Source organism: Nocardioides sp. InS609-2, from assembly GCF_023208195.1.
Lineage (GTDB): Bacteria > Actinomycetota > Actinomycetes > Propionibacteriales > Nocardioidaceae > Nocardioides.
Window position 1 is genome coordinate 243,853 of record NZ_CP060034.1, and the last position, 22,912, is coordinate 266,764.

The window sequence follows — 22,912 nt, forward strand, 5'->3', positions numbered from 1 at the left end:
GACGCCTGGGGGTCAAGGGGTCGCAGGTTCAAATCCTGTCAGCCCGACAAAAAAACCGGCCCTGACCAGCGGAAACGCTGGCTCAGGGCCGGTTCGTCATTTGAACCCGGAGGCGCTATTCACCACTTATTCCCAAAGTATTCGGGCCGGCCTCCGGTTCTGCCTGTGCGAATTCGCCCAGAATGTGCGCGACGTCGGCGGCGATCGCCGGCTTGGAGATGTAGAACTCGCGGGTAATGGCGGGGGAGGAGTGCCCGAGCTGCTGGGAGGCAGTCTCGGCATCGACCCGCTCGGAGATCAGCGTCGCGACGGTCTTGCGGAACGTGTGAGGCGTGACCCAGTCCAGTCCGGTTCCCTGGCGAATCTGCCGCCAGCGACGTTCGACATTGTTGACCTGTTGCCAAGTGCCGTTGCGTGTCGGAAACACGGCTTCGTTCGGGTTCTCGCGCGCTGCCGCCTGACGGCGCTTGAGCATTGCGACGGCGAAGTCCGGAAGGACGACCGTCCTCACGCTGGCGTCCGACTTCGGGCTGGCCTTGCGGTAGGTCCCCCTGCCCGGCTCGGTCTTGATGGTGCCGTTGATGGTCAGGTTCGGACGGGTGGCCTCGGGCGCGACGTCGACCCAACGCAGGGCGAGGATCTCGCCGATCCGCGCTCCGGTGGCCAGCATGAGCTCGATGATGTCGGCCATGTCGGTCGTGGCCTTGGGGCCCGAGCGCTGCGCGGTAGCCCACGCGCAGACGGCCTCGCGGACCGTGTCCAACTCCTCGAGGGTCAGTGACCGCGGCTCCGACTTCTCCCGGTGGATCCGCGAGGTCTGCTGCACCGGATTCACTGGAAGGGCATCATGACGTACAGCAAGGCCAAGCATGGCGCCCAAGACCACCTTGGTCTTGCGCTGGCGGCTTGTACTGATCGCCCGCAGTCGGACGAGGAAGAGGTCGAGGCGGCCGGTGGTCACCTCCCGTAGTCGCAAGCCGCCCAGCTCGGGGATCACCACCTTCGTGAGGACCCGCTCATACTCGTTGATCGTGGTGGCCTCGATGCGATCCTCGTCGCGGAGAAAGGTGAGCCACAGTGTGGCGAGCCTCGCGATCGTGGTGTCGGCCGTGATGCCCTGTTGCGTCGGCGCCTGGCGGTCCACAAGCTTCTGACGCAGGGCACGCTCCGCAGCCGCGCTGGTGGTTCCGGTTGCCGTGACTTCACGCGTCACCCCGTCCTTGTCCCTGATCCGGGTGCGCGAACGATAGGCCCCGTCCCGAACCCTCGTTGTGCGAGTCGTGCCCCAGGTTCCGAGCGCGGTCAGAGGTCGTCCCCGTCCCATGTCGTCACCCTGCCTCACGCGGTCGGCTGGCCCGGGACAGCGAGATGCCATCGTCTACCCGCTGCGCCGGGATAACGCCGAAGTCGTCGAGAGTCTCGACGTGCTCTGCCACCCAGGCGTCGAGGTCGGCTCTCCGGTAGCGCAGGCAGCCACCGAGCTTGAGCGCGCGGGGACCGAACCCGGGCCGGCGGGTGCGCCATGTGTAGAGAGTCGCCTTGGGGATCGAGAGGTATGCCGCGGCTTGGTCAATCGTGAGGATGCCGCCGTCCACGGTGGTATCGATCGTCGTGATCATCATGTGCTCCTTCGTCGTGACGAGGACAGGTTTGCCCTCGTGACTGAAGGTGTGCACTGGCAACCCGGCCCTCCTGTGGACAATCCCTACCAAGGTGATGCCAGAAGGTGCTCGCCGTCACGGACCCGGACGAGCCGTCGGCCTCGATCAGCGACAGAGCGCGACGTTGTCGACCTGCTTCTGCTCCGTTAGCCCGGATCATTCACGGGTCGGCGGCTTGATCGGCGCGTAGAAACACAGAAGTGCCTGCCCAGCAGGGGAAACTTGGTCTTGCGACGGAACAAGTTCTCCAACTGGAAGGCACTCTGCAGGTGAAGCGTAGTTCGTGGTCGAGGGGTCTGTCAGTAACTGGGGGCGGTGTCGGCGTGGTGGCCCACGCGGGAAGCGTCGGGCTGCGTCTCGTAGGTGATCGGACCGGGCTGACTGGACAGCTCTCGAAGGCCCTGGCACGACGTTCGTTCACCCCTGCCCATGACCGCGGCCGGGTCCTGGTCGATGTCGCGGTGATGATCGCCGACGGCGGTGAAGCGATCGCTGACATCGAGGTCCTGCGCCACCAGGAACCCGTGCTCGGTGCGGTGGCCTCGCAGGCCACGGTCTGGCGGGCTTTGGATGAGATCAACCCCGGGCAGGTCAAGAAAATCGCCGTGGCCAGAGCCAGGACACGGCGCCACGTCTGGGCACTCATGAACGCCTCACCCGAAGGGTTCCCTGCCTCGAAGGTCGCCGGCACCGACCTCGGCGAGGTGGTCGTGCTCGATGTCGATGCCACGGTCGTGATCACCCACTCCGAGAAAGAGTTGGCATCGGCGACGTTCAAGCGGACGTTCGGGTACCACCCGATCGGGGTGTGGTGCGACAACACAGGCGAGTTCCTCGCCGCCACGTTGCGGACCGGGAAGGCGGGGTCGAACACCGCGACCGATCACATCGAAGTCCTCACCGCGGCAATCGCCCAGGTCCCCGCCGCACAACGCAAGAACCTGCTGATCCGCAGCGATGGCGCGGGTGCCTCCCACAAGCTCCTGGCCTGGCTCACCGAACAAGGCCGCGTGCGGGGACGTCGCTTGGAGTACAGCGTCGGCTACGCAGTCACCGAGAAGATCCGCGAAGCCATCAAGGTCGTCCCCAAGCACGTGTGGACACCCGCGTCCGATGCTGATGGTGGGGTCCGCGAAGGTGGTGACGTCGCCGAGCTCACCGACCTCCTTGACCTGACGGCATGGCCGCCCGGGATGCGGCTCATCGTGCGCCGCGAACGACCCCACCCCGGTGCGCAGCTGTCGCTGTTCGAAGAAGCCGACGGGTGGCGCTACCAAGTGATCGCGACCAACACCACCACCGGACAGCTGGCGTTCCTCGAAGCCCGTCACCGTGCTCACGCCCGCGTCGAGGACCGGATCCGGATCGCCAAGGACACCGGCCTGGGCAGATTCCCCTCACGTGAGTTCGCGATCAACCAGGCCTGGCTGACAGCGACCATGATCGCTGCCGACCTCACCGCCTGGACCAGACTTCTGGCCTTCACCGGCGAGGCTGCTGTGCTCGCCGGCTGTGAGCCGAAAGCGTTGCGCTACCGACTCCTGCACGCACCAGCACGCCTGGTCCACACCGGAAGACGGCGACAACTCCGGATCCCCGACACCTGGCCCTGGGCGGCAGCGATCGTCGCGACATTCGCCAACATCGCAGCGATCCCACCACCAGCCTGAACATCCCCGCCCACCCACAACCCGAGGACCCGGAGAACCGCACCCGACAGCGACAGTCGGCCTACAGGTCAACCCCGGAACCAGCCCAGGCAACGCACACGTCGTCAACCTCGACGCGCAGCCGTCCGACTACCTCCATGAAAGACCGGGGTTAGCTTGCGCCTGCGACGGGCAGCCTGACCCTGCCCAGGATCGGAACTGCCGCGCTAGCCGTCTTTGAGCCGTTACGCCGAAGCAATACAACTCAGGAGGACGCCGCGACCCTCGCCCGCTGGCGATAATGGGTCACACTGGACTGGCGACTTCGCCCTAGCCGCTGCGTCCGGCCGTCTGGAGTTGAGTCTCGGTCAGGCCGTGGTAGCCGCGAACACGTGGATCAAGGAGATCGACCTCGTGGAACTCCTCGATGAAGAAGCGCGAGCGGTTGAGGGAGCCCAGGCGACCACTGATCCCGACAAACCCCTGCCCCCGCAAGTGAACGCCACCCGTAGCCATGGCCCGCGTCGCCGCACTCAGTAGCGGCTCGCCAGCCATCTATCCCATCCCACGGTCCTGCTGATTCAGCATCACCAGCCTGACCTGCGGTTTTGGTCATTTGAACCTGCTACCGGCCCGAGTACATGTCGATCCCAGCGGGGAGTCCAAGCGACGGTCGTTCATGTCGCCACTGTGCACGAGGGGGAGCACCATTTCGCGCCCGTCCGTAGTTCGCCCGTCCCAGGACGGGCGCGGAGGACTCACGGCGCTCGCGCAGGTCGGCGGAGCGCCCCTCCGAAAGTTCGATGACTTTCGTTCAGGCCGACTTGAACACTGTGTCCATGTGCCAGGTCAGGGCCTCGCGCTCGGGTCGTAGCTTGCGGTGCTCGGGCATCGAGATTGTGTGCCCGACGCGTTTCCGCTCATGGAATTCGACCCCGTTGCCGAACTCCGACTTGAGGCGAGGGCTCACGCGCAGGCGGAAGCGGTCGTCGACGCCGAGGGACCCGTCGTCGAACAACTTGTTCACGTCACTGCGCAGCAGCATGCCGTTGTCGACTTGATGAATGCCGCCATCCTTGACAGGCCTGATGTGGGCCGCCTCCAGCACAGGCTCGATCCGCGAACCGGTGATCGCGCAGTGGCGCTGGTAGGCGCCAAGAACGAGGGCCTTGAACGCTTACTGGCCTACCCGCGGTGTGGTCATCAGGCAGTCCTGAGGACTGGTCATGCGACTGCGAGCTGTGGGTCGTCGGGCCACATGAGGTCGGGTCGAGCAGTCGTGCTGAGCTGCCGTAAAGCCGAGGCGATGTGGTCGTTGTCCGGCTCGGCGAGGTCATACCGCTTGTACCGCTGGATAGAGGGCTGTGGGGAGGCGTGGGTCTTGAACAGCATGGGTTCGCCGGTCGTCAGCGCCCGGACCCGACGCTCGACGTCCAGAAGTTCACCTCCATGAGGTGCGACCGCGCGCCGACGGACCCGAACCACCGCCTGTCCATGACGGCGACGACCGTCGAGTTGAAGCACTGCACCGCTGTCATGCTCGCGAATCGGAACTCAGTCTCCACGCACTTCGTAGGTGTCGCAGACCCTCCTGCCCGTCCTAACCCCATCTCGACATACACCGTTTGCAGAACGAGGTGTAGCCGTAAGACCCACCTCGTTCTACAAGACGTGTAGAACCAATTCTCGCTCAGCGGACGGGTAGGACGGGCGGCATGCGACACCTGGGCACTGACGGGGCGACCCAAACGAGGAAGGTCAGGGCGATGAGGAGACCCACCGGGCTTCGGCCCAACGATCACGTCTGTCGGACGGTGGGGGCAGGGTGACCCAGTGGAGACCGATGTCGTAACCCCCATGCAGATCCTCAATCTGTCCGGCGGGACAACTCGGCGTGGCGCGACCCCGGGGGCAGAAGCCCCGGCGCACACTGGTCACCACCACGGGCAGGTGTCTCAATTCGTGCAGCACCCCCAACCGTCGTGCCCGCTTTCTTGATGCGCGTTGATTCGTCCCAGTACGCCCGTCCTGCGCACCTTCGAGCGGCGCTTCTCGACGAGCCCGCCGTTCGTCAAGCAATAGCGCCAGACCTTGAACTCCTTCTGGCAGACGTCGCCGGGCCAAGACCCGGCCGTGTTCGTCCTGCAGCTCGATGTCGTGATGGGCCTCAGCCCAGTCGTTGCCCAAAAACAGCATCGCGATCTCTCCTCTCTCGGAATCTTCGTCCAGAGGAAGACTGCAGCGACCTAATGGTTCAGTGCTCCAAACACGGCATCCCAGGAGCTATCACGCTTCCTCGTTCACCGGCAGGGGCACGATCTAGAGCTAGACCTCACAGGTCAGGCTGTCGCAGTGCTCACCCACCGGCGGACTCGGACACCACTCTGACTGAAGCCCGAGCGATGCAACCCCATTAGCCCGACGAGGAGCCGACGCTGGGACCCCCACCGACCGAAGTCCATGGCTACCGGGTACGCCTCGACCTGCAGGGCGCCAAGCTGCCCGTCTGGCGCCGGCTCGAGCTCCCCGGCGACCTCACCCTGGCCCAGCTGCACGACGTGATCCAGGCGGCCATGGGTTGGTGGCCATCGCGCCGAGCCCCAGCAGGGCCAGCAGGATCGCCAGCCCTGCCGAGGGCCGCGACGACTCCGTCGACCCGGCACCGCTCGGCCGGGTGCTCGCGGGGAGCGCGGAGACGGCAGGCATCGTCACACCTCCACCTCACGGTCAGGACGACGCTCCTCGGCCGGCCAGCCGAGACCGGTCGTGGCCGGCGCGTCGGGGGTGCTCGGCGTGGGCGCGACGCCACCGGGGTCCGCTGGGCCCTGGTCCAGCCGGAACGGCGGGTAGGTGTCGGTCATCAGGGCGACGTACGCGGTCACCCGGTAGACCCACCGGTTCAGGCCGACCAGCAGGTCGAACAACGGCGCCGGGTAGCGGCCGGTGAACAGCAACAGCAGTCCGGCAGCCAACGTCAGCGCGCCGATCAGACCGCCGACGGCGAACTCGAAGCCGTCCGCGTCACCGAACTGCCACGTGCCCGCGAGCACTCCCAGCACGATCAGGTGCGGCAGCGCCAGCAGCCACGACTTGACCAGCACCAGCCCGCGCGAGAGCCGCTCGGGGTAGGCGATGTCGAGGTCGGCCGGGTAGTCGGTGTGGTCGAGGGTGAACGGCGGGTAGCGGTCGGTGCCGATCGCAGCCGTCGCATAGAACTGCACCCGCCAGGTCCACCGCAGGATGCCGACGTTGAGGTCGAAGAGGCCACGCGGGTAGCGGCCGGTGACCAGGATCGCGAAGAACGCCACCACGGTGAGCACCACGAAGACCAGCCACAGCAGCGCGAGCACGATGAAGTGCGGGATCGCCAGGAACCACTTGACCAGCCAGAGCCCACGGTTCAGCTGCGGGTCCTTCGCGCCGACCAGGGTCACGGGGGTGTCGGGCCGGACGGCTTCCGGAGGCTGACCGGGCGCGACCTGGCGGGGGACCCGCGGTCCCAGCGGCAGGGCGCCGTACACGACGAGCAGTGCGCCGCCGAGGATCAGGGCGCCGCCCAGCAGGCCGAGGCTCCATGCCAGAGGTGTGAGCCAGCCGAGGCGTCCGCCCGCGGACAGGTCGACCGCGACCCCCGGGGAGCCTTCGACGTTCATGACCACGGCGGTGTAGGTGCCGGGCTCGAGGTCCCAGGCCAGCGCCTGGGTGCCGGGGCCGCTGCTCTGCGCGGTCCAGAACCCCTGGACCGTGGGAGCCGCGCTCAGGTCACCGCCGGTGCCACGCCGGGTCAGCGAGTAGTCGAACGGGTCGGTGCGCAGGTCGCTGATCTCGTCGTACGACGCGCTGCCCAGGTAGCCCGCGACGTCGGCGCTCGGTGCGATCCCGATGAAGACGGCCGATGCGTCCGCGGACCGGGCGCTCAGCCGCACGGTGGCGAGGTCACGGTCGGCCCACCAGTCGTCGGGGCCGGCCTCGCCGAAGTTCACGACCTCGCTGGAGAGGGCCACCGTCTCGGTGGTGAGCTGCTCGGTCGGGGTGCTGAAGAACCCGTCGTCGTCGCGCTGGGTGGCCATCGCCCAGCCGAGGCCGAGGCCTCCGAGCAGCAGCGGGAAGCCCACGAGCGCGAGCAGGATGCCGATGACGAGGGGGACCGGGCGGCTCCTGCGTGAAGCGGTGCGGCCTGGTTCAGGTGGTGGGGTGTAGGTGGTCATGGTTGTGGTCTCCTTTCTCGTCGCCAGGCGACGTCATGACCGCGGGAGCTGGGCCGTGCTGGGCACGATCACGTCGGTGAGGTAGTCCAGGAAGTCGTCCGGCTGCTCGAAGAGCGGGCGGTGCCCAGAGGTGTCGAGGACGGTGCGGCCCTTGATGGGAGCGTCGATGCGCGGGTACCAGCCGTCGAAGAGCTCGGCCCTCCCCGGCGCCTCGTGCGCGCCCTGCACGTTCGCCAGGTCGTCGGGCTCCAGGTGCTGGCGCTCGGGGTACTGGATGCGGATCAGGGCGACCTCGCCGTCGGGCGAGACGACTTCGAACTCGACCGCAGCCTGCCGGCCGACCCGGAGGGCGCTGGCCGGATCGGTCGTGCCCAGGACCTTCGGCAGTGCCGCCACGGCCTCCTGGATCCGCGCAACGTCGGCCCGCGCGACCGGGGAGTCGAAGAAGCTCGTCTCGGGGTCCCGAGGGGTAAGGACGACGTCCGCACCGAGCCCCACCTCGGCCGAGCCCGCCTGCGCGAGCAGCTCGGTGGCCCGGTGCGAGTCCAGTCCCGGTGCCTCGAACGGGTCCTCGAGGTCGCGTCGGAAGGCTGCTGCGGAGGTGATCACCAGGAAGCCGATCGCCACCCAGCTCCCGATGACGATCCACGGGCGTCGAGCGGCGAAGCGGCCGAGGCGTTCGAGTGCGCTGGACATGGTGGCCTCCTGTGCCGGCCTGCACCGGGTGAGCAGGACCAGGCTCCATCGTGACGGCGCTCGTGGTCGCCAGGCATCGGCCGTGAGGCTCCGAGCCGGTCGTGCCTTCGGCTGGGGGCCGGGTCAGACTTTCGGCCAGTCCCCTGGCGGCGCTGCATCACTACGCTGAGGGGGTGAGCAAGCCACTGCGGTCCGTGCTGGCCGAACCCCGACCCTCGGCGCCCCCGGCCCGGGTGTGGCGGGACTGGGCGCTGCTCGCGGTCGTGACCGTCGCCGCGGTGCTGGAGGTGCTCCTGCGGGAGGACCTGCCGCTGCCGGGGCTGTCACTGGTGTTGACGGTGGGGCTCGCATCGCTCGTGCTGTGGCGGCGTACCCACCCGCTCGCAGTGGTCGCCACCGCCTTCGGCGTGACCGCCGTCGTCGACATCGGGCTGATCGTGGCTGACGCCCCGGCGCTCGACATGTACTCGATGGTCTCCTTCCTCGTGTTCCCCTACGCCCTCTTCCGGTGGGGCTCCGGGCGCGAGGCGGCGGCGGGCCTGGCCGTCATCCTGGTCCCGGCGACCCTGGGGTTCTTCGTCAGCTGGACCGGCGTGGCCGACGCAATCGGCGGGGTCGGTGTCCTGATGTCCGCCTTTGCCCTGGGCTGGGCCGTGCGTTCTCAGCACGACGCCCGGGAGCGAAGGCTGGAGCAGGTGAAGTCGGAGGAGCGGGTCCTGTTGGCGCGCGAGCTGCACGACACGGTGGCCCACCACGTCTCTGCCATCGCCGTCCACGCACAGGCAGGGCGCGCTCTCGCGGCGACCAGCCCGAGTTCGCCGCTCGAGGCACTGGAGGTGATCGAGGTGGAGGCATCGCGCACGCTCGCGGAGATGCGGGCGATGGTCCGCGTATTGCGCAACGAGGCACCCGTCGACTACGCCCCGCAGCCCGGTGTTGCCGACCTCGAGCGGCTGTCCGGGGCATCGCCTGCCGGGCCGCGGGTGGAGGTCAGGGTCTCGGGTGACCTTGCCGCCCTCCCGGCGGCGATCGACGCCGCTGTCTTCCGGATCGCTCAGGAGGCGGTCACCAATGCCCTGAGGCATGCCCGGAACGCCACCCTGATCGACGTGCGCGTCGCCGGCGACCAGTCGACGGTCAGCCTCGTCGTCCGCGACGACGGTGATCCGGGCGCGGCTGACCCCGCCCCCGAAGCGGGGTTCGGGCTCACCGGGATGGTGGAACGCGCCCTGCTCCTGGGTGGCGCGTGCCGGGCAGGTCCCTGCCCCGGTCGCGGCTGGGCCGTCAGCGCGACACTGCCGCGGCAGGTGTCGGCGTGAGCATCCGGGTGCTGGTCGCCGACGACCAGGATCTCGTGCGGACCGGACTGCGGCTGATCCTCGGCACCCTGGACGGCATCGAGGTCGTGGGGGAGGCGCGCGACGGGCAGGAGGCGGTGCGGCTGGCCCGCGAGCTCCGTCCCGACGTGTGCCTGATGGACATCCGGATGCCCGTCCTCGACGGGGTCGAAGCGACCCGTCTGCTGGCCGGGCCGGGCGTCGAGGACCCGGTCGCGGTCGTCGTGATCACCACCTTCGACCTCGACGAGTACGTGCACGGTGCGCTGTTGGCCGGCGCCACCGGCTTCCTGCTGAAGGACGCCGGACCCGGGCTGCTCGGCGAGGCGATCCGGGCGGCCACCCGAGGTGACTCGCTCATCTCGCCCAGCATCACCCGGCGGCTGCTGTCGACGTTCGCGGGCACGGGTCGGGCAGCCCCTCCCGCCCAGCCCCTCGACCGGCTCACCGAACGCGAGGAGCAGGTGCTGCTCACCATCGCGCGGGGTCGCACCAACGCAGAGATCGCCGCCGAGCTGCACATCAGCCTCAGCACGGTGAAGGCCCACATCGGCAGCCTCATGGCCAAGCTCGGCGCCCGTAACCGGGTGGAGGTCGCGATGTGGGGGTACGAGACCGGCAGGGTCCGGGAGTAGAGGCCGGCTCGCTCCGCCGGCAGGAAGGCTGGAGGCGGCGAACGCCCCCGCCGAGTCCGGCGGGGGCGCCCTCACAGGTCGGGACCTGCGGCTTGTGGGCAGGGGCGGGGTCGAACCGCCGACCCCATTTCAGGTCTACGGCAGTGCCATCGCTTGACTCTGAGTGCCTCGCAGTGGGCGAACTGGCCTACTTCCAGCCAGTAACGAGGCTGTCTGGAGATCCGGTGTCAGCACGACACGCGGGGGTGCTGGGAGTCTCGGCAGTTGGTCCTTCGCCTTCCGGAGGGAAAGTGTGCGTTGGCTCTGCTCAGGCGTCGTCCTTACTCTTCGGTAGCACGGAGATCCTCGCTCGAGCTGCGCAGATGTGCGTCTGGTCCTGCTACGGGAGTGATTCAGCGAACCTGTACGGCGTGCAGCGGTGATGTCGCTCAGACGTACCCGCGCTGGGGATCTTCGCACTAGCAGGGTGACCTGTTCGCACGCTGAGCCCGATCCACCACGAAACGGCGGTATCCGGAACGCACAGATGAGTTCCAGATACCGCCGCCCGTGTGTGTGACTACTTGACCTCGGAGCGGCGCATGAGCAGCAGCCCGACGACGAGGGGAATGACGATCCAGATCATCGTGGTCGAGCCGAGCATCGCCCACTCCTTACCGGTGTTTGTGGCGCCCTCGAAGAGTTCCACCTGCGTTTCGTTCCAGTCGATCCACGGCTGCAGGTCCTCGAACCACGAGCGCACCTGGGCCAGGAGCACGAGGATGCCCGGCATGACCAGTGAGACGACGAAGTAGCCCACGATCGCGGCCGCGGAGTTGCGCAGCACGGCACCGAGGGTGAAGCCGATGGCCATGCCGACCAGGTTGCCGAGCACCATCTGGGGCGCCATGGACAACGAAATGTCCCACACGGTGTCGACGCCGGCGAGTGCGGAACCGGCCACGTTGCCGAGGGCGCCCACCGCGAAGGCGACGGCCATGGAGCCGAGGCCCACCAGGAGGGTCGCGATCGCCTTTGCGCCGATCACGCGTCCGCGGCTCGGCACCAGCGTGAACGTCGTGAGCCCACTGCGCTGGCTCCACTCACCCGTGACGGCCAGGATCGCGATCATCGGCAAGATCACCGACATCGGCAACCCGATCGCCGTCGCGAAAGTCTCGTAGGTGATCTCGCTCTCGGGAGCGAAGATGATTACCGCCCCGGTCGCGATGACCGACAGGACGCCGATGCTGACGAGCATCCAGAATCCCGAGCGGGTGTTGAACATCTTGCGCAGCTCGACCTTGACGAGCCGAGTGGTCGGGATGGGACGGGCGGTCCGGCGGACCGGCGCGGCCTCCGTGGTGGAGGCCGGCGGGACGATCGTGGCGGTCATGCCGCAACTCCTTCGCGTTGGGTGTCGGCAGTGAGCGACAGGAACATGTCTTCGAGCCCGGCGCCCTCGGCGGACCGGAGCTCGGTGAGGGCGATGCCGGCGGTCAGAGCCACGGCCCCGACCCGAGCGGGGTCGGCGTCGGTGCGGACCGAGCCGTCCCCTGCGAGCGTGCTGGGGATCCCGGCCTGCTCGAGCGCGTGGGCGAGGTCGCGCGGTGACGTCGAGCGGGCGAGCGTCCCGGCCGCGGCGAGGAGCTCTTCCTTGCTGCCGGACGCGACGATCTTGCCGTTGCCGATCACGACCAGGTCATCGGCGATGACCTCGATCTCGTGGAGCAGGTGTGAGGACAGCAGCACCGTGCCGCCCTGGCTGGCGAAGCCCGTCAGCAGGTCGCGCATCCACCGGATCCCCGCGGGGTCGAGCCCGTTGGCGGGCTCGTCGAGGATCAGGACCTTGGGGTCTCCGAGGAGTGCAGTGGCGATACCGAGCCGCTGGCGCATGCCGAGGGAGTAGTTGCGCACGCGGCGCTTGGCCTCGGTGGGGGTCAGGCTCACCAGCTCGATCATCTCGTCGACCCGAGTGCGGGGCAGGCCCATGGTGTCGGAGGCAATGGTCAGGATCTCGCGTCCGGTGCGGCCGGCGTGCTGGGCCGAGGCGTCGAGGAGGACGCCGACCTCGAGGCCGGGGTTGGGGAGGTCGGCGAACCGGACGCCGTCGATGGTGGCCGAGCCGGACGTCGGAGCGGTCAGACCCACCATGACGCGCATCGTGGTGGACTTGCCGGCGCCGTTAGGGCCGAGGAAACCGGTCACGCGGCCGGGCTTGGCGGTGAAGGAGACGTTGTCGACGGCGGTGAAACCGGCGTACCTCCGGGTCAGGGACTCAACTGTGATCATGGGCTCAACCCTCGCGACATCGCGTCGTGCGCGCATCGGTTCAATGGCCAGTCGTGTCCTAACCGAAAGTACGGGGCAGGGACCATGCCTTAGCCTCGATCCACCGATGGGCAGGGGCTGAGCGTCAGCGGTCGCTGAGGCGGGGTCTTCGAGTGTGTGGGCGTGGCCGACCGTCTGGCCTCGCTGCCAGGTTGTTCCGGGTTGGTCGTTGTGCCGGTGTCGGCTGGGGGTGGTCAGGTCGTCGGTGCCGGTGTTGGTCCGCAGGCCCGGTTGAACAGTTCGCTCCAGGCTGTCTCACAGGGCCATCCGGTCGGGAGGTGCAGCGTCACTCTTCGTGCCGAGGACGCGACCCGGGCGGGCACGGCGATCAGCTTGCGGCGGATGGTCGCGGTGGTGGCCTTGGCGAGTCCCGGGCCGGTGATGGTCGCGGCTGCTCTGGTCAGGTTGAACGCTATGACGGCCAGCACGAGCCAGGCGGCGTTCGCTGCGAACTTTCCCGATGGCAGATGCGCGAGGGCGGAGCCCTTGAGGTCGGAGTGGACCTGTTCGATGATCGCGTGGCCGCGGTGGGTCTTGTCCGCGGCCACCGTGCCGGCCACGGCCGGGTCTGTGGTGGTGAAGAAGGCGTGGAAGCGCCAGGTGTCGAACAACGTCTCCTGACCATTCTTGGCGGACGTGTTGAGGTCGGGGATCCGGCGGACCACGAGCCGTCCGGTGACTTGGTCGGCTTTCTTCTTGGAAGTGAACGCGGTGAACGGAATCTCGGCGACCTCGGCGCGGGAGACCCACGTGTTGGTGGGTTCATCGAAGACGGCGTCGGTGTACTCGATGGTGGTCCAGGCATCGTCACCGATGGTGGCGATCGCCGCCTTGACCTTGGGATCCATTCGCACGGTGACCGAGATGTCGGCGCCACCGCGCAACGCCGCGTTGACCACCTCGGCGCCGTAGAACGCGGAGTCGGCTCGCAGCATCGGGCGCAGATCGGACTTGGCGGGCAGTTTGCTGGTGGTCTTCAACGCGTCGGCGACCAGGCGTTTCGCGCCCCGCGGTGAACCACATGATCCCTTCCGGAGCCGGTGGGCCACGATCACCGGCGCGGACTGGCTCGTGGACACGACAGCGAGCAGCGCGTTGAGCCCACGCACGCCGGAGTAGCCGTAGCCAGAGCCCTGCTTGGCGTGCCCGTGGACCTCGACGATGGTGTCGTCGATGTCGATCATCACCCGCTCGCTGGTGTCAGGTGAGGTCACGATCAGCGGTGCCTGCTCGGCCAGCCCGGCCAAGAACCTCGAGGCGACAGCGTCGAGCTGGCGGACGTGGCCGAAGCTGAACGTGCGCAGGAACGAACCCAGCGTCGAGGGCGCGTAGGCGTTCGTGAACACCCGGCCCATCCCGCCGTGACGGAGCAGCGCCATGTCATCGATGCTGTCCGCGCCGGCGACCATCCCGGCGACCAGCGAGGACACCTTCAACCCCGCGTTCGCGCCCTTGTCGGTCGGCACAGTGAGGTGGGCTTGGGCCAGTTCCTGGAGTCCCGCGGATCGGGCCAGCGCGAGGACCGGGACCAGCCCGGCCGACGACACGAGATTGGGATCATCGAACACTGCCGACGTGGCACGGGGCGTGTGGCAAAGTTGCATCTACGAGATGCCCTTCGTCTTGGTGAGAATTGGGACCCTGAAGAAGTCCGATTTTCCCAGCACGTAAGGGCATTCTCACTTCACGACGCGCTCACAACCTCAAGCTCATCGGTGGATCGAGGCTTAGTAGCCCAACATCTAGAACCTACCCAAGGGCTCGTCAGGCCACGGATGACGTGGGTTCGGCTGTGGGTTCGTCCGACGCCGATGTGGCGCAGTTGGCCGTGCACGCGCGGGGTGACGGTGCCTGATTTGCGGTTGTGGCTATGTCGGTCGGTTGACCGCAATCGTGCTCGGGGAGAAGTCCAGCCCCACCACATCTGCGCCGAGCCGTGCCAACGAGATGGTGTCGGCGCCGATTGGCCTGCAGGGTGAGCTTGCTGCGACGTCGCGGGCTCGCTCCTTCCGTCAGGTCCTGACGCGGCCGGTCTCGTGGGCCCAGATGGCGATCTCGACGCGGTTGCGTGCGTCGAGCTTGCGCATCAGGGCAGCGAGATGGGTCTTGACGGTGCTGATGCTGACATGCAGCTCATCGGCGATCTCGCTGTTGGTCCGACCACGGTCGATCGGCAGCAGGATCTCCTCCTCTCGGACGGTGAGGGGTTCCACGGGCTGCGCTGGTGGGGGGCCTCGCATGGGAGTCAGCGAAGGTCGCGAGTAGCCGAACGGTGATGTTGGGAGCGATCAGGGCGTCACCTTGGGCGGCGGCGTGGATGGCTTGTGTCAGGGCGGGTCCGGCGTCTTTGAGGAGGAACCCGTGGGCGCCGGCCTTGAGCGTGCCGTGGACGTATTCGTAGTCATCGAAGGTCGTGATCACGACGACCGCGAGCGGGTCGTGGACGCCGGGGCCGGCGAGCTGCCGGGTGGCCTCGATCCCGTCGAGGTGGGGCATGCGGATGTCGAACAGGCACACGACCGGCGGCAACTCACGGGCGAGCGCGACGGCGTGGAGGCCGTCGGCGGCCTGCCCGACGACCTCGATGTCGGGCTGAGCGTCGAGGATCATGGCAAGACCGGCCCGGACGATCTCCTGGTCGTCAGCGATGAGCACACGGATGGCCACGTCCTACACCGACCGTTCCGAGACCGGTAATCGGTCCTTGGTCGCACTCCGCCTGGGCAGCGTCGCCTCCACGACCTAGCCACGGTCAAGGTTCGGGCCGGCGAGGAAGGTGCCGCCGAGCAGCGAGGTGCGCTCACGCATGCCGACCAAACCGAAACCGGTCGCAGGGCGGTTCGCTGCCACTGGATCTCCGTCGTCGAAGACGACAAGCCGCACGCGGTCGACATCACCTGCCAGGTCGATGTGCACGCGGGTGACGTTGCGGGCGTGGCGCATCGTGTTGGTGAGGGCTTCCTGCGCGATCCGGTATAGCGCGACGCTGACCGCCGCAGGGAGGTCGTGCAGGGCGCCCGACAGGTGCACATCGATGCGTGGCGTCCCGGCGGTGTGCGGGCGAACCGCTCAATGTCAGCAAGGCCGGGCTGGGGGGCGAGGTCCGGCTCGGCCTCCACGCGCAGGACACCGACGATGGTGCGCATCTCCGCCAGCGCCCTCGTGGCTGCTTGCTCGATGGTTTCGAGCACGGCCAGCGCACGATCGGGGTGGGGGGCCGCCAAGGCCTGCCCCGCCTGGGCCTGGATGACGATGCCCGACATGTGGTGACCGATGGTGTCGTGCAGGTCGCGAGCAAGCTCGTGGCGCTGCCGGAGTTCGGCCCGCTCGATGTCCCGCATGCGGGTGGTGGCGTGGAAGCGGATGGAGGCCCCCAGCGCGGCTGAGAACAGGAAGAACCCATACCCGGCCACCACCTCGCCCACCGTGGTCGGATCTGCGACATGGGTGACACCCAGCCACACCAGGATGATCCCGAGCCCGATAGCGGCCTCACGGCCCGACGCCCAACGGAACAACGGGCAGCACGAGGGCGACCGCGATGCCCGACAGTCCGGTCGCATCGCTCGCGACGATCCGTGCCACGTCGAAGACGATCAGCGTGCCTAATGCGACCGCGACCGCAGCCAGCGGATGGGTCCGCCGCCACAGCACGCAAAGGGCGACCACGATGCTGACGGCCAGGGCGGTCAGCAGCCAGGTTCGGTCCGGACGTAGCGCTGCCTCGATGAGCGACGCCGCGACGGCCACGCCGAGCAGTGCCCAGTCCCGCCACCCCGTACGGGTGGCTGTGCAGGACGAGGTTCGCTCAAGAGCGCCCGGAGGCTGTTCGCCACCATCAGCCAATCTTAGAGCCGCCGTGCCGTGCCGGTCGCGGATCAGCCGAAAGAATAGGAAAAATGACCCATACCAAAGGCCAGGAAGATCTAGCCAGAAGACCGATGGCACCGAGCAGACCCCGGCGTCGTCGCTGAGGGTTCCCCCTTGCGGGCCGCTGGGGTCACGTCGCGAGATGGACCGTGGCTGCCGCGACCATCGGACGCCCCAGACGGGCAGGCCCCCTGCGGGGGCGATGACCGGTGTGGACTTGGGTCACAGGGAAGATCGGAGCGGAACCGCAGCGTTTCGTTCGGTCCACATCTCTCGCAGGCACCAGGAAGTCCACACGACCATGCCGAACAGGGCGACCCACATCGTCACCCAGCCGACCTGCTGCGCCACAGGGTCCTGCGGGGTGTGTTGATAGACCCCTGAACTGGTGCTGGCCGTGTAGGCGAACGGCATAGCGCCGGCCAGGAGCCCGATGACACCCCTTCGCCGGATTAGAGCGATCACGAGGCCCAGCGCCAAACCACTCAGCGCGCCAAACACGGAGTAGGCAATGACGTCCGTCACGATACCTAGCACGTCGACAGGCGTACCGAGCCCCGCGTAGACGCCCGCTCGAGCGTCCCAGACGTAGTACGACCACACCGCGGGAAGTAGGAAGCTGATCACCAGACGACCGGCGCGCAGCCAGTGACTGGCCGCGACTCCACTCAGCAGTCCAGCGGCCTGCCAGCACCAGTCCCTGCCCATCACTTTTGAGGTGTACTCAGACCCAGGACCGAGGCCGTGGTTGACCGCGGCGGTCAGCGCTCCGAAAGCGCACCCTAGGACGATGCGGAAGATGAGTTGCTGAGACGGGCCTCGAGACTTGGGCAAGCGATCTCCTTTGGCAGACAAAGAGGCGGAGGCCCGAGATCCGGACCTCCGCCTCCAAGGCTAGAGGCTACTTGCGCCAGTACGCGTAGCAGGTGGCTGTGGTGAATGCCGTGACCTTCGATGCGGCGACGGTGCCTTTCAGCCTCCAGTCGCTGTCTCCGATGCTGTCCATCAGGACGCTCGAGCCGTGAGACACGGTCTCGTGCTGGTACTGGGAGTAGCAGTTCTTCTGACCAACCCAGTTGAAGGAGGAACCGTAGGACCAGATGCCGCCTCCGACTTCCTGCACCCCACGGGCGCTGATGCCGTTCGCGACGACGCCGTCAGTGCCGTCGACGACGATCTTGCCGACGCCGGTGTAGGCGACCCAGCCGCCGCTAGCAGTGATGCCCTGGTCGATGATCTTGATCGACGAGGTCGCCTTGACCTTGACGGTGACCGACTTCGTGTCGAGGTCCTGGCTGGGGCTGGCCCCGGCAGGAGACGCCAGCAGCAAGACACTCGCTGCGACGGCTGACACACAAACCCCAAGTGCGCGCTTCTTGACACCAAACTTCATCCGAGATCCCTCCGTAGCATCGCGCCCAACGCGCACGCGGAAACGTGGGTTCGGGTGTTCTTCATTTGGGGGTTCGTGGTTGGTAGTCGCGTGTGGTGTCGATGGTGAGTTCGCGGAGGAGTTCGCCGGTGATCGCGTTGACGACTCTGACGTCGAGGTCCTGGACGAGCAGGATGACGTGGGTTCGGCTGTGGGTTCGGCCGATGCCGAGGTGGCGGAGCTGGCCGGCGACGCGCAGGGTCACGGTGCCGGATTGTCGACGCGGTCGTGGCGGATCCGGTCGTGGCTGTCGGCATCACGGCTGGGCCCGGGTAGGGCCTTGGGTAGCTGGTTGTAGAGCGCTGCTGGCGTGGCTAGGTGCGGCAGTGAGCGGTGCGGGCGGTGCTGGTTGTACTCGTTCCGGAACCAGTCCAGGAGTGATTCGCCCCGGGTTCCATGGAGGTGGTGTGGCCCCGGCGTCCACGTGGCCAGCGCTCGGCGGCGCCTTGGATTGCCGGGATCAACGCGATCGAGCGCAGCAATAATGAGTTGAACGACCAGATCACCGGACGCGCGCGCATCCACGCGTCCTGCTGCCCTACGGCACCGGACCCTCGGCCGCTGGAGTGCAGAAGTGGAGTGCAGAGCCTGATCGTGCCCCGGGTACTCTCAAGTCTGCCGACCGCGGTTCACCCTGGGCTGCCACCTTCTCGCTCTAGCTTTCGAGGTCTCGAGTGCCGGTCCTGCTCTTGGTCGGGGCTGGCCACGCCCACCTCTACGTCGTGAAGCGCGCCGGGGAGCTGGCTGCCGCCGGGTATCGGGTGTACCTGCTGGCCCCGCGATTCTTCGACTACAGCGGTGTCGCGTCGGCCACGGCCGCTGGTGCGCTGGCTAGCGACGCCGGGCAGATCGATGTGCGGGCGCTGGCGGGCGTCTCCGGCGTGGAGTTTCACGAGGGCACACTGGAGTCTCTGGATCCTGAGGCGCGGATCGCGGTCACGTCGGACGGTGACCATCTGTCGTACGACGTGCTCTCGATCAACATCGGCAGTGTGGTGGCGCCGGCCGGCATGCACGTTGATCCGGTCGTCCTGAGGGTGAAGCCGTTGAGCGGTCTCGCTGATCTGGATGCCCGGCTGCGAGCTTCAGGGCAACAAGGTGCCACGGTCACAGTCGTGGGTGGCGGTGCCTCTGGCTTGGAGCTGGCGGCCCACCTGTCGGTGCGATCGGACGTCGTACAGGTCCGGTTGGTGGAGGCCGGGACCCTCATCGGTGCGGACCTGCCCGAAGGCGCACGCAAGCGGATCGTGCGGCTCCTCGCAGCGCGCGGCGTGGCCGTTCACACCGGGTGCGTGGTGCGGGACCTCGGCGAGCGACAGCTGGTCTGCGACGACGATACTGAGATCTCCCACGATGTCGCCTTGCTCGCCGTCGGGCTGACGGCGCCGCCCCTGCTCGTCGAGCTCGGACTCGGTGACGGGCGCGGGGTGCCGGTGCGGGCAACCCTCCAGCACGTGGACCGCGACGACATCTACGCGGTCGGCGACTGCGCGCGGTTCCTCCCGGGTCCGCTGCCCCGCATCGGAGTGCACGGGGTACGGCAAGGACCGGTCCTGCTCCGCAGCCTGCTCATGCGGGTCCGGGGAGAGCCGCTGCCGGTGTACGAGCCCCAGCGCCGGGCACTGTCGATCCTCGACCTCGGGGACGGGGCCGGTCTGGCTGTCTGGGGACCCAGGTGGTGGTACGGCGCCGGACCGCTGCGACTCAAGCGGTACATCGATCGACGGTGGCTGAGGACCTATCGGGAGTGAGGCTCCCCGTCTCGGCTTAGCCGGAGATCTCGCTAGATGCGGGCCGCAGATGACTGCCGAGCGACTCGGCCCGCGCCGCGACGCGCGACCCATACCCCGGCCACCGTCGCTGCCACGACGACGAACGACGAGACGTTGAGCTGTGCGACGCCGGAGAGCCCGTGCCCGAGGTTGCAGCCCCCAGCGATCCAGCCTCCTGCGCCCAGGAGCAGGCCACCGGCCGCGAGTTGGACGTAGCGGACGGGTTCCTCGCCACGGAGCCAAAAACCGCCGGCCGTACGCGCAGACAGGGTCCCGCCCGCCACGATGCCTAGCAGGAACGTGATCAGCCAGTAGTTGGGGGAACCGCTGGCGACGCTCGCGACGGCACCGACGGAGCTGGGACCGAAGGTGGCGCCCCCGATCGCAGCCAGGGCCCATCCGGCCGTGATCGCCACCCCGAGACCGAACCCGATCTGCGGCCATCCCCATTGCCAGTCGTGGGCCGGGGACTCGCGACCAGGTCGCAGCCAGAGCGCGACGGCTACGGCGATCAGGAGAATAACGGCGACCACGAGTTGCGGCATGCCGAGCAGGCCGGGGATCGTTGCGCCTTCGCCACCCGAAAGCACCGTGGGCCCGGGGAGGGTGAGCTGACGGGCGAGCAGTTCGCCTCCCGCCCAGCCGATCAGCCCCACCAACGCGCCGAGCATGCCTGAGCCCAGCCTGTAGAAGAGTCCGGACACGCACGACTTGGCGACGACCATGCCGATACCGATGACGAGTCCACCCGCCACGTTGGCGACCGGCCGGAAGGCCAGGCCCTGGTTTAGCCCGCTGGCGCCAGGGAGGAGGAACAGCAGTGCGAGCCCCACCGAGGCCATGGCCACGCCGAGGGCCCACCCGCGGGCCAGGAGGAACCGGCCGTCAAGTGAGTTGCGGATGGCCGAGTGGAAGCACAACTGTCCCCGCTGCAACACGTAGCCCATGAGCAGGCCGGCGAGGGCCCCGGTGACAGCGGACGTGATCACCCGCGGCCCCGAGAGGATCCGACTTCGGTCGTGGCATTCATCGGTACTCCGGATTGGGGTGCGCGGAGGTCGCTGAAGTCAGTTCGGTTCGCGGCGATCTCGGCATCGAGGAACGCCTGGACGTGATCGGGCAGCACGGTGGGTCTCCTGGTCTGGTCGGCGGGTCCTGCGGGTTCAGGTCATTCTGTCCCTGGCCCGGAGGTGTCGACCTCGATCCCCTTCCAGAAGGCGACCCGGCCTTTGATGCGACGGGCCAGCGGTGAGGGGTGGCGGTAGGTGAACGCTCCGTCGGGGACGACCTGTCCGTCGACGTGGACGTCGTAGTAGCTCGCGACTCCTTTCCAGGGGCAGACGCTGGTGGTGCTGCTGGGTTGCAGCACTCCTTCGGGGACGCTGGGCAGGGGGAAGTACGCGTTGCCCTCGACCGTCACGATGTCGTCTGACGTGGCGACATGGCTGGTCCCGAGCCGTGCCGCGGCGCTGGTCGTGCGTCGCACGGTGCGCAGCAGTCCCATGGTCGTGGCGATGGCGGCACCACCGGCCGAAAGGAGGAGTGCCTCGACCACGGGGTTCCCCGATCCTGTCCACGTAGGTCCCTCCAGGCGACCGGCCGAAGACAGGACCCCCGTGAGCGCCAGGGCTGCGCCGAGGCCGCCGCCGCCAGCGAGCAGGATGCGTCGTCGAGACGAAGGATCACGAGGTGAGGTGTCCTGGCCAACGACCCAGGGCCAGGCCGCTGCCAGGATCAGCGGCGCGAGGTGCCAGGTGGTCGTGGGCTGCCACGCGACGAGCACGGACCACGCCACCGCGACCACGATCGTCCAGATGAGTCCCGCGCTGACATTCTTCCTGCTGCCGGCGCCCCGGGCTCGAACAGTCGCGGATGCCGAGACGGGCCGGTAGCCGGGATCGGTGGCCCTGATCGCCTCGACCACCTGACGCACCGAGGGGTTCACCAGCGCCCGGTCGCCCACGAAGACGGTGGGCACCGTCTCGTCGCCACCGGTGGCCTCCCGCACCCGAGCCGCGGCGTCTGCCGAAGACCAGATGTCGTGCTCGATCGTCGCCACGCCCGCGCGGCTCAGGCCACGACGCAGGGACCCGCAGAAGGGGCAGCCGGGCCGCCACATCACCTCGATACTGGTGGCGGTCGGGTTGGTCTCAGTCATTGCTCGTCCTCGAGTGCGGGAGGTGGGTGTTCAGTGCGCGCGCTTGGCGCCCATGAACAGGATGAGGCCCAGGAAGAGCCCGAAGATCAGGTGCTCGACGAGGAAGGTGCCGTAGCCCACGAGCTCGGCCGTGTTGGTGATCTGGTCCCCGCTGTTGAAGATCGCGGTCGCCAGGGGAGTCCCACGAAGGAGCTGATCACGAAGACCAGGCCGCCCCAGACGACAGCGCCGGCGACGAGCGCCATCCCGCGGATCCGGGTCAGGCTGGCCAGCACGCCGAAGCCCACGCCGTACATCGCGCCGACCATCATGTGGATCAGTGCTCCCAGGAGGGCGTGGCCGGCGAAGAACTCGAAGTTCGAGCCACCCATGGTGGGAGTGCTGGTGGCGGTGCTCATGGTGTCCTCCGGTGAAGTCGAGGCGAATGGGTCGAACTGCCATCGGAACCCGGTGACCTCCCCGTGAGCATCCCGGCAGCCCACATCTGCCTTCGAGCCGGCCACCCGGCGGTGCCGCGGTGGGTCAGAGCGTCCCGGCCCGCACCTGGACGTGCCCGCCGCGCAAACTCCAGGACTGCACTTCGTGTGCTGTTCCCTCGAGCAGAGTCCAGGGACGTGCGTTGATATCCGCCCCACCGAGTAGACAGGCCAGCCGGGCAGCCGGATCGAGCAGCCGGGCCCAGCCGTGGGGCGGCTCCATGTCGACGATTCCCGCGCGACCACCGGGGCGGACCAAGCAAGTGGCCTGCCGCCACGCAGCCTCCCAATTGCCCATCAACGACAGCGAGTAGGTGAAGAGCACCGCGTCAAAGGTCGCACCGGAGCCATCCAGCCCGACGGCGACATGGTCAAGCTGCTCGGCGTCCGCCTCGACCAGGGCAACGTTTCCCGGTGGTGCCTGGATCGTCTTGCGTCGTGCCACCTCGAGCATCTCGCGGCTGCGGTCCACGCCGACAACCTGTCCGCTCCCACCGACGGCCGCAAGGAGGAGCGGGAAGTTGAGCCCGGTCCCGCAGCCGATGTCCAGCACCCGGGATCCCTCCCGCAGGTGCAGGGCAGGAATGACGCGCTCGCGACCGACCCGGTAGATCGGCTCCGCCGACACCGTGTCGTACCACGAGGCGGAGTGCGTGTAGCGCGACATGGGACCCTTGCGTTTCGGATAGACGATGGGGCCGGTACTGA

The 22,912-nt window shown here is 68.0% G+C and carries 24 protein-coding genes and 1 pseudogene; 5 read left to right on the plus strand and 20 right to left on the minus strand.

The features are described 5' to 3' along the window. Positions 1–115: 115 nt before the first annotated feature. Both H4Q84_RS01325 and H4Q84_RS01330 read right to left on the minus strand, forming a co-directional pair. Complete coding sequence (locus tag H4Q84_RS01325) at positions 116–1,213, minus strand: site-specific integrase (protein WP_248581623.1); 1,098 nt, start codon at positions 1,211–1,213, stop codon at positions 116–118. A gap of 115 nt (positions 1,214–1,328) precedes the next feature. Next, positions 1,329–1,622 (minus strand): helix-turn-helix domain-containing protein, encoded by a 294-nt coding sequence (locus tag H4Q84_RS01330; protein WP_248581624.1) that lies wholly within the window; start codon positions 1,620–1,622, stop codon positions 1,329–1,331. Positions 1,623–1,912: 290 nt separating this feature from the next. Between H4Q84_RS01330 and H4Q84_RS01335 the strand changes: the two genes are divergently transcribed. After that, positions 1,913–3,331 (plus strand): IS1380 family transposase, encoded by a 1,419-nt coding sequence (locus H4Q84_RS01335; protein WP_248583585.1) that lies wholly within the window; start codon positions 1,913–1,915, stop codon positions 3,329–3,331. Positions 3,332–3,640: 309 nt separating this feature from the next. Here H4Q84_RS01335 and H4Q84_RS01340 read toward each other — a convergent pair whose 3' ends face one another. The 5 genes from H4Q84_RS01340 to H4Q84_RS01370 form a co-directional block, all read right to left on the minus strand. Continuing rightward, a complete protein-coding gene (locus H4Q84_RS01340) occupies positions 3,641–3,865 on the minus strand; it encodes a hypothetical protein (protein WP_248581625.1) in 225 nt (74 codons plus the stop codon). A gap of 259 nt (positions 3,866–4,124) precedes the next feature. Continuing rightward, on the minus strand, positions 4,125–4,442 hold the full coding sequence (locus tag H4Q84_RS01345; RefSeq protein ID WP_282580336.1) for an HNH endonuclease: 318 nt from the start codon (positions 4,440–4,442) through the stop codon (positions 4,125–4,127). A 1,403-nt stretch (positions 4,443–5,845) separates the two neighbouring features. Then, complete coding sequence (locus H4Q84_RS01360) at positions 5,846–6,016, minus strand: hypothetical protein (RefSeq protein WP_248581627.1); 171 nt, start codon at positions 6,014–6,016, stop codon at positions 5,846–5,848. A 2-nt stretch (positions 6,017–6,018) separates the two neighbouring features. Then, complete coding sequence (locus H4Q84_RS01365; RefSeq protein ID WP_248581628.1) at positions 6,019–7,518, minus strand: DUF4389 domain-containing protein; 1,500 nt, start codon at positions 7,516–7,518, stop codon at positions 6,019–6,021. Positions 7,519–7,551: 33 nt separating this feature from the next. Next, positions 7,552–8,214, minus strand: coding sequence for a hypothetical protein (locus H4Q84_RS01370; protein WP_248581629.1), 663 nt, complete (start codon positions 8,212–8,214; stop codon positions 7,552–7,554). A gap of 173 nt (positions 8,215–8,387) precedes the next feature. On the opposite strand from H4Q84_RS01370, the gene H4Q84_RS01375 reads away from it, so the two are divergent. Together H4Q84_RS01375 and H4Q84_RS01380 are read left to right on the plus strand one after the other, a co-directional pair. Beyond that, on the plus strand, positions 8,388–9,533 hold the full coding sequence (locus tag H4Q84_RS01375) for a histidine kinase (RefSeq protein ID WP_248581630.1): 1,146 nt from the start codon (positions 8,388–8,390) through the stop codon (positions 9,531–9,533). Continuing rightward, positions 9,530–10,186, plus strand: a complete 657-nt coding sequence (locus H4Q84_RS01380) for a response regulator transcription factor (RefSeq protein ID WP_248581631.1) — start codon at positions 9,530–9,532, stop codon at positions 10,184–10,186. The genes H4Q84_RS01375 and H4Q84_RS01380 overlap by 4 nt, the downstream gene beginning before the upstream one ends. Positions 10,187–10,745: 559 nt before the next feature. Here the strand turns inward: H4Q84_RS01380 and H4Q84_RS01385 are convergent. From H4Q84_RS01385 to H4Q84_RS01405, 5 genes and pseudogenes are all read right to left on the minus strand, one after another. After that, the gene (locus tag H4Q84_RS01385; RefSeq protein ID WP_248581632.1) at positions 10,746–11,561 is read right to left on the minus strand and encodes an ABC transporter permease subunit; all 816 of its coding nucleotides are present in this window, start codon (positions 11,559–11,561) and stop codon (positions 10,746–10,748) included. Then, complete coding sequence (locus H4Q84_RS01390; RefSeq protein ID WP_248581633.1) at positions 11,558–12,457, minus strand: ATP-binding cassette domain-containing protein; 900 nt, start codon at positions 12,455–12,457, stop codon at positions 11,558–11,560. The genes H4Q84_RS01385 and H4Q84_RS01390 overlap by 4 nt, the downstream gene beginning before the upstream one ends. Before the next feature lie 233 nt (positions 12,458–12,690). After that, the gene (locus H4Q84_RS01395) at positions 12,691–14,100 is read right to left on the minus strand and encodes an IS1380 family transposase (protein WP_248579429.1); all 1,410 of its coding nucleotides are present in this window, start codon (positions 14,098–14,100) and stop codon (positions 12,691–12,693) included. A gap of 408 nt (positions 14,101–14,508) precedes the next feature. Then, positions 14,509–15,163, minus strand: a pseudogene (locus H4Q84_RS01400) (response regulator transcription factor). Between the two features lie 75 nt (positions 15,164–15,238). After that, entirely contained in the window at positions 15,239–15,526 is a 288-nt protein-coding gene (locus tag H4Q84_RS01405; RefSeq protein ID WP_248581634.1) for an ATP-binding protein, read from the minus strand. Between the two features lie 8 nt (positions 15,527–15,534). Between H4Q84_RS01405 and H4Q84_RS01410 the strand changes: the two genes are divergently transcribed. After that, entirely contained in the window at positions 15,535–15,882 is a 348-nt protein-coding gene (locus tag H4Q84_RS01410) for a hypothetical protein (protein WP_248581635.1), read from the plus strand. Between the two features lie 106 nt (positions 15,883–15,988). Here the strand turns inward: H4Q84_RS01410 and H4Q84_RS01415 are convergent, their stop codons facing one another. The 4 genes from H4Q84_RS01415 to H4Q84_RS01430 all read right to left on the minus strand — a co-directional run bounded on the left by H4Q84_RS01415 (position 15,989) and on the right by H4Q84_RS01430 (position 18,003). Then, on the minus strand, positions 15,989–16,246 hold the full coding sequence (locus H4Q84_RS01415; RefSeq protein ID WP_248581636.1) for a hypothetical protein: 258 nt from the start codon (positions 16,244–16,246) through the stop codon (positions 15,989–15,991). Positions 16,247–16,588: 342 nt separating this feature from the next. Beyond that, on the minus strand, positions 16,589–17,200 hold the full coding sequence (locus H4Q84_RS01420) for a hypothetical protein (protein ID WP_248581637.1): 612 nt from the start codon (positions 17,198–17,200) through the stop codon (positions 16,589–16,591). A gap of 67 nt (positions 17,201–17,267) precedes the next feature. Beyond that, positions 17,268–17,720, minus strand: a complete 453-nt coding sequence (locus H4Q84_RS01425; protein WP_248581638.1) for a lactococcin 972 family bacteriocin — start codon at positions 17,718–17,720, stop codon at positions 17,268–17,270. 100 nt (positions 17,721–17,820) lie between these two features. Then, complete coding sequence (locus H4Q84_RS01430; RefSeq protein WP_248581639.1) at positions 17,821–18,003, minus strand: hypothetical protein; 183 nt, start codon at positions 18,001–18,003, stop codon at positions 17,821–17,823. A gap of 469 nt (positions 18,004–18,472) precedes the next feature. Between H4Q84_RS01430 and H4Q84_RS01435 the strand changes: the two genes are divergently transcribed. Beyond that, positions 18,473–19,549 carry an FAD-dependent oxidoreductase gene (locus H4Q84_RS01435; RefSeq protein ID WP_248581640.1) on the plus strand — a complete coding sequence of 359 codons (1,077 nt, stop codon included), beginning with the start codon at positions 18,473–18,475 and terminating at the stop codon, positions 19,547–19,549. A 32-nt stretch (positions 19,550–19,581) separates the two neighbouring features. Here the strand turns inward: H4Q84_RS01435 and H4Q84_RS01440 are convergent, their stop codons facing one another. The 4 genes from H4Q84_RS01440 to H4Q84_RS01455 form a co-directional block, all read right to left on the minus strand. After that, complete coding sequence (locus H4Q84_RS01440) at positions 19,582–20,559, minus strand: YeeE/YedE thiosulfate transporter family protein (RefSeq protein ID WP_248581641.1); 978 nt, start codon at positions 20,557–20,559, stop codon at positions 19,582–19,584. A 179-nt stretch (positions 20,560–20,738) separates the two neighbouring features. Next, complete coding sequence (locus H4Q84_RS01445) at positions 20,739–21,728, minus strand: DUF427 domain-containing protein (RefSeq protein ID WP_248581642.1); 990 nt, start codon at positions 21,726–21,728, stop codon at positions 20,739–20,741. An 86-nt stretch (positions 21,729–21,814) separates the two neighbouring features. Then, positions 21,815–22,126, minus strand: coding sequence for a hypothetical protein (locus H4Q84_RS01450; RefSeq protein WP_248581643.1), 312 nt, complete (start codon positions 22,124–22,126; stop codon positions 21,815–21,817). Positions 22,127–22,250: 124 nt separating this feature from the next. Then, positions 22,251–22,871: a methyltransferase domain-containing protein gene (locus H4Q84_RS01455; protein ID WP_248581644.1), complete on the minus strand. Its 621-nt coding sequence runs from the start codon at positions 22,869–22,871 to the stop codon at positions 22,251–22,253. Between the last annotated feature and the right edge of the window lie 41 nt (positions 22,872–22,912).

What these genes read in the sequence shown, in the direction of transcription:
- H4Q84_RS01330 (WP_248581624.1), bottom strand. Translation starts at nt 1,622, where the DNA reads ATGATGATCACGACGATCGATACCACCGTGGACGGCGGCATCCTCACG.
- H4Q84_RS01340 (WP_248581625.1), bottom strand. Translation starts at nt 3,865, where the DNA reads ATGGCTGGCGAGCCGCTACTGAGTGCGGCGACGCGGGCCATGGCTACG.
- H4Q84_RS01360 (WP_248581627.1), bottom strand. Translation starts at nt 6,016, where the DNA reads ATGCCTGCCGTCTCCGCGCTCCCCGCGAGCACCCGGCCGAGCGGTGCC.
- H4Q84_RS01365 (WP_248581628.1), bottom strand. Translation starts at nt 7,518, where the DNA reads ATGACCACCTACACCCCACCACCTGAACCAGGCCGCACCGCTTCACGC.
- H4Q84_RS01370 (WP_248581629.1), bottom strand. Translation starts at nt 8,214, where the DNA reads ATGTCCAGCGCACTCGAACGCCTCGGCCGCTTCGCCGCTCGACGCCCG.
- H4Q84_RS01385 (WP_248581632.1), bottom strand. Translation starts at nt 11,561, where the DNA reads ATGACCGCCACGATCGTCCCGCCGGCCTCCACCACGGAGGCCGCGCCG.
- H4Q84_RS01390 (WP_248581633.1), bottom strand. Translation starts at nt 12,457, where the DNA reads ATGATCACAGTTGAGTCCCTGACCCGGAGGTACGCCGGTTTCACCGCC.
- H4Q84_RS01395 (WP_248579429.1), bottom strand. Translation starts at nt 14,100, where the DNA reads ATGCAACTTTGCCACACGCCCCGTGCCACGTCGGCAGTGTTCGATGAT.
- H4Q84_RS01445 (WP_248581642.1), bottom strand. Translation starts at nt 21,728, where the DNA reads ATGACTGAGACCAACCCGACCGCCACCAGTATCGAGGTGATGTGGCGG.
- H4Q84_RS01450 (WP_248581643.1), bottom strand. Translation starts at nt 22,126, where the DNA reads ATGAGCACCGCCACCAGCACTCCCACCATGGGTGGCTCGAACTTCGAG.
- H4Q84_RS01455 (WP_248581644.1), bottom strand. Translation starts at nt 22,871, where the DNA reads ATGTCGCGCTACACGCACTCCGCCTCGTGGTACGACACGGTGTCGGCG.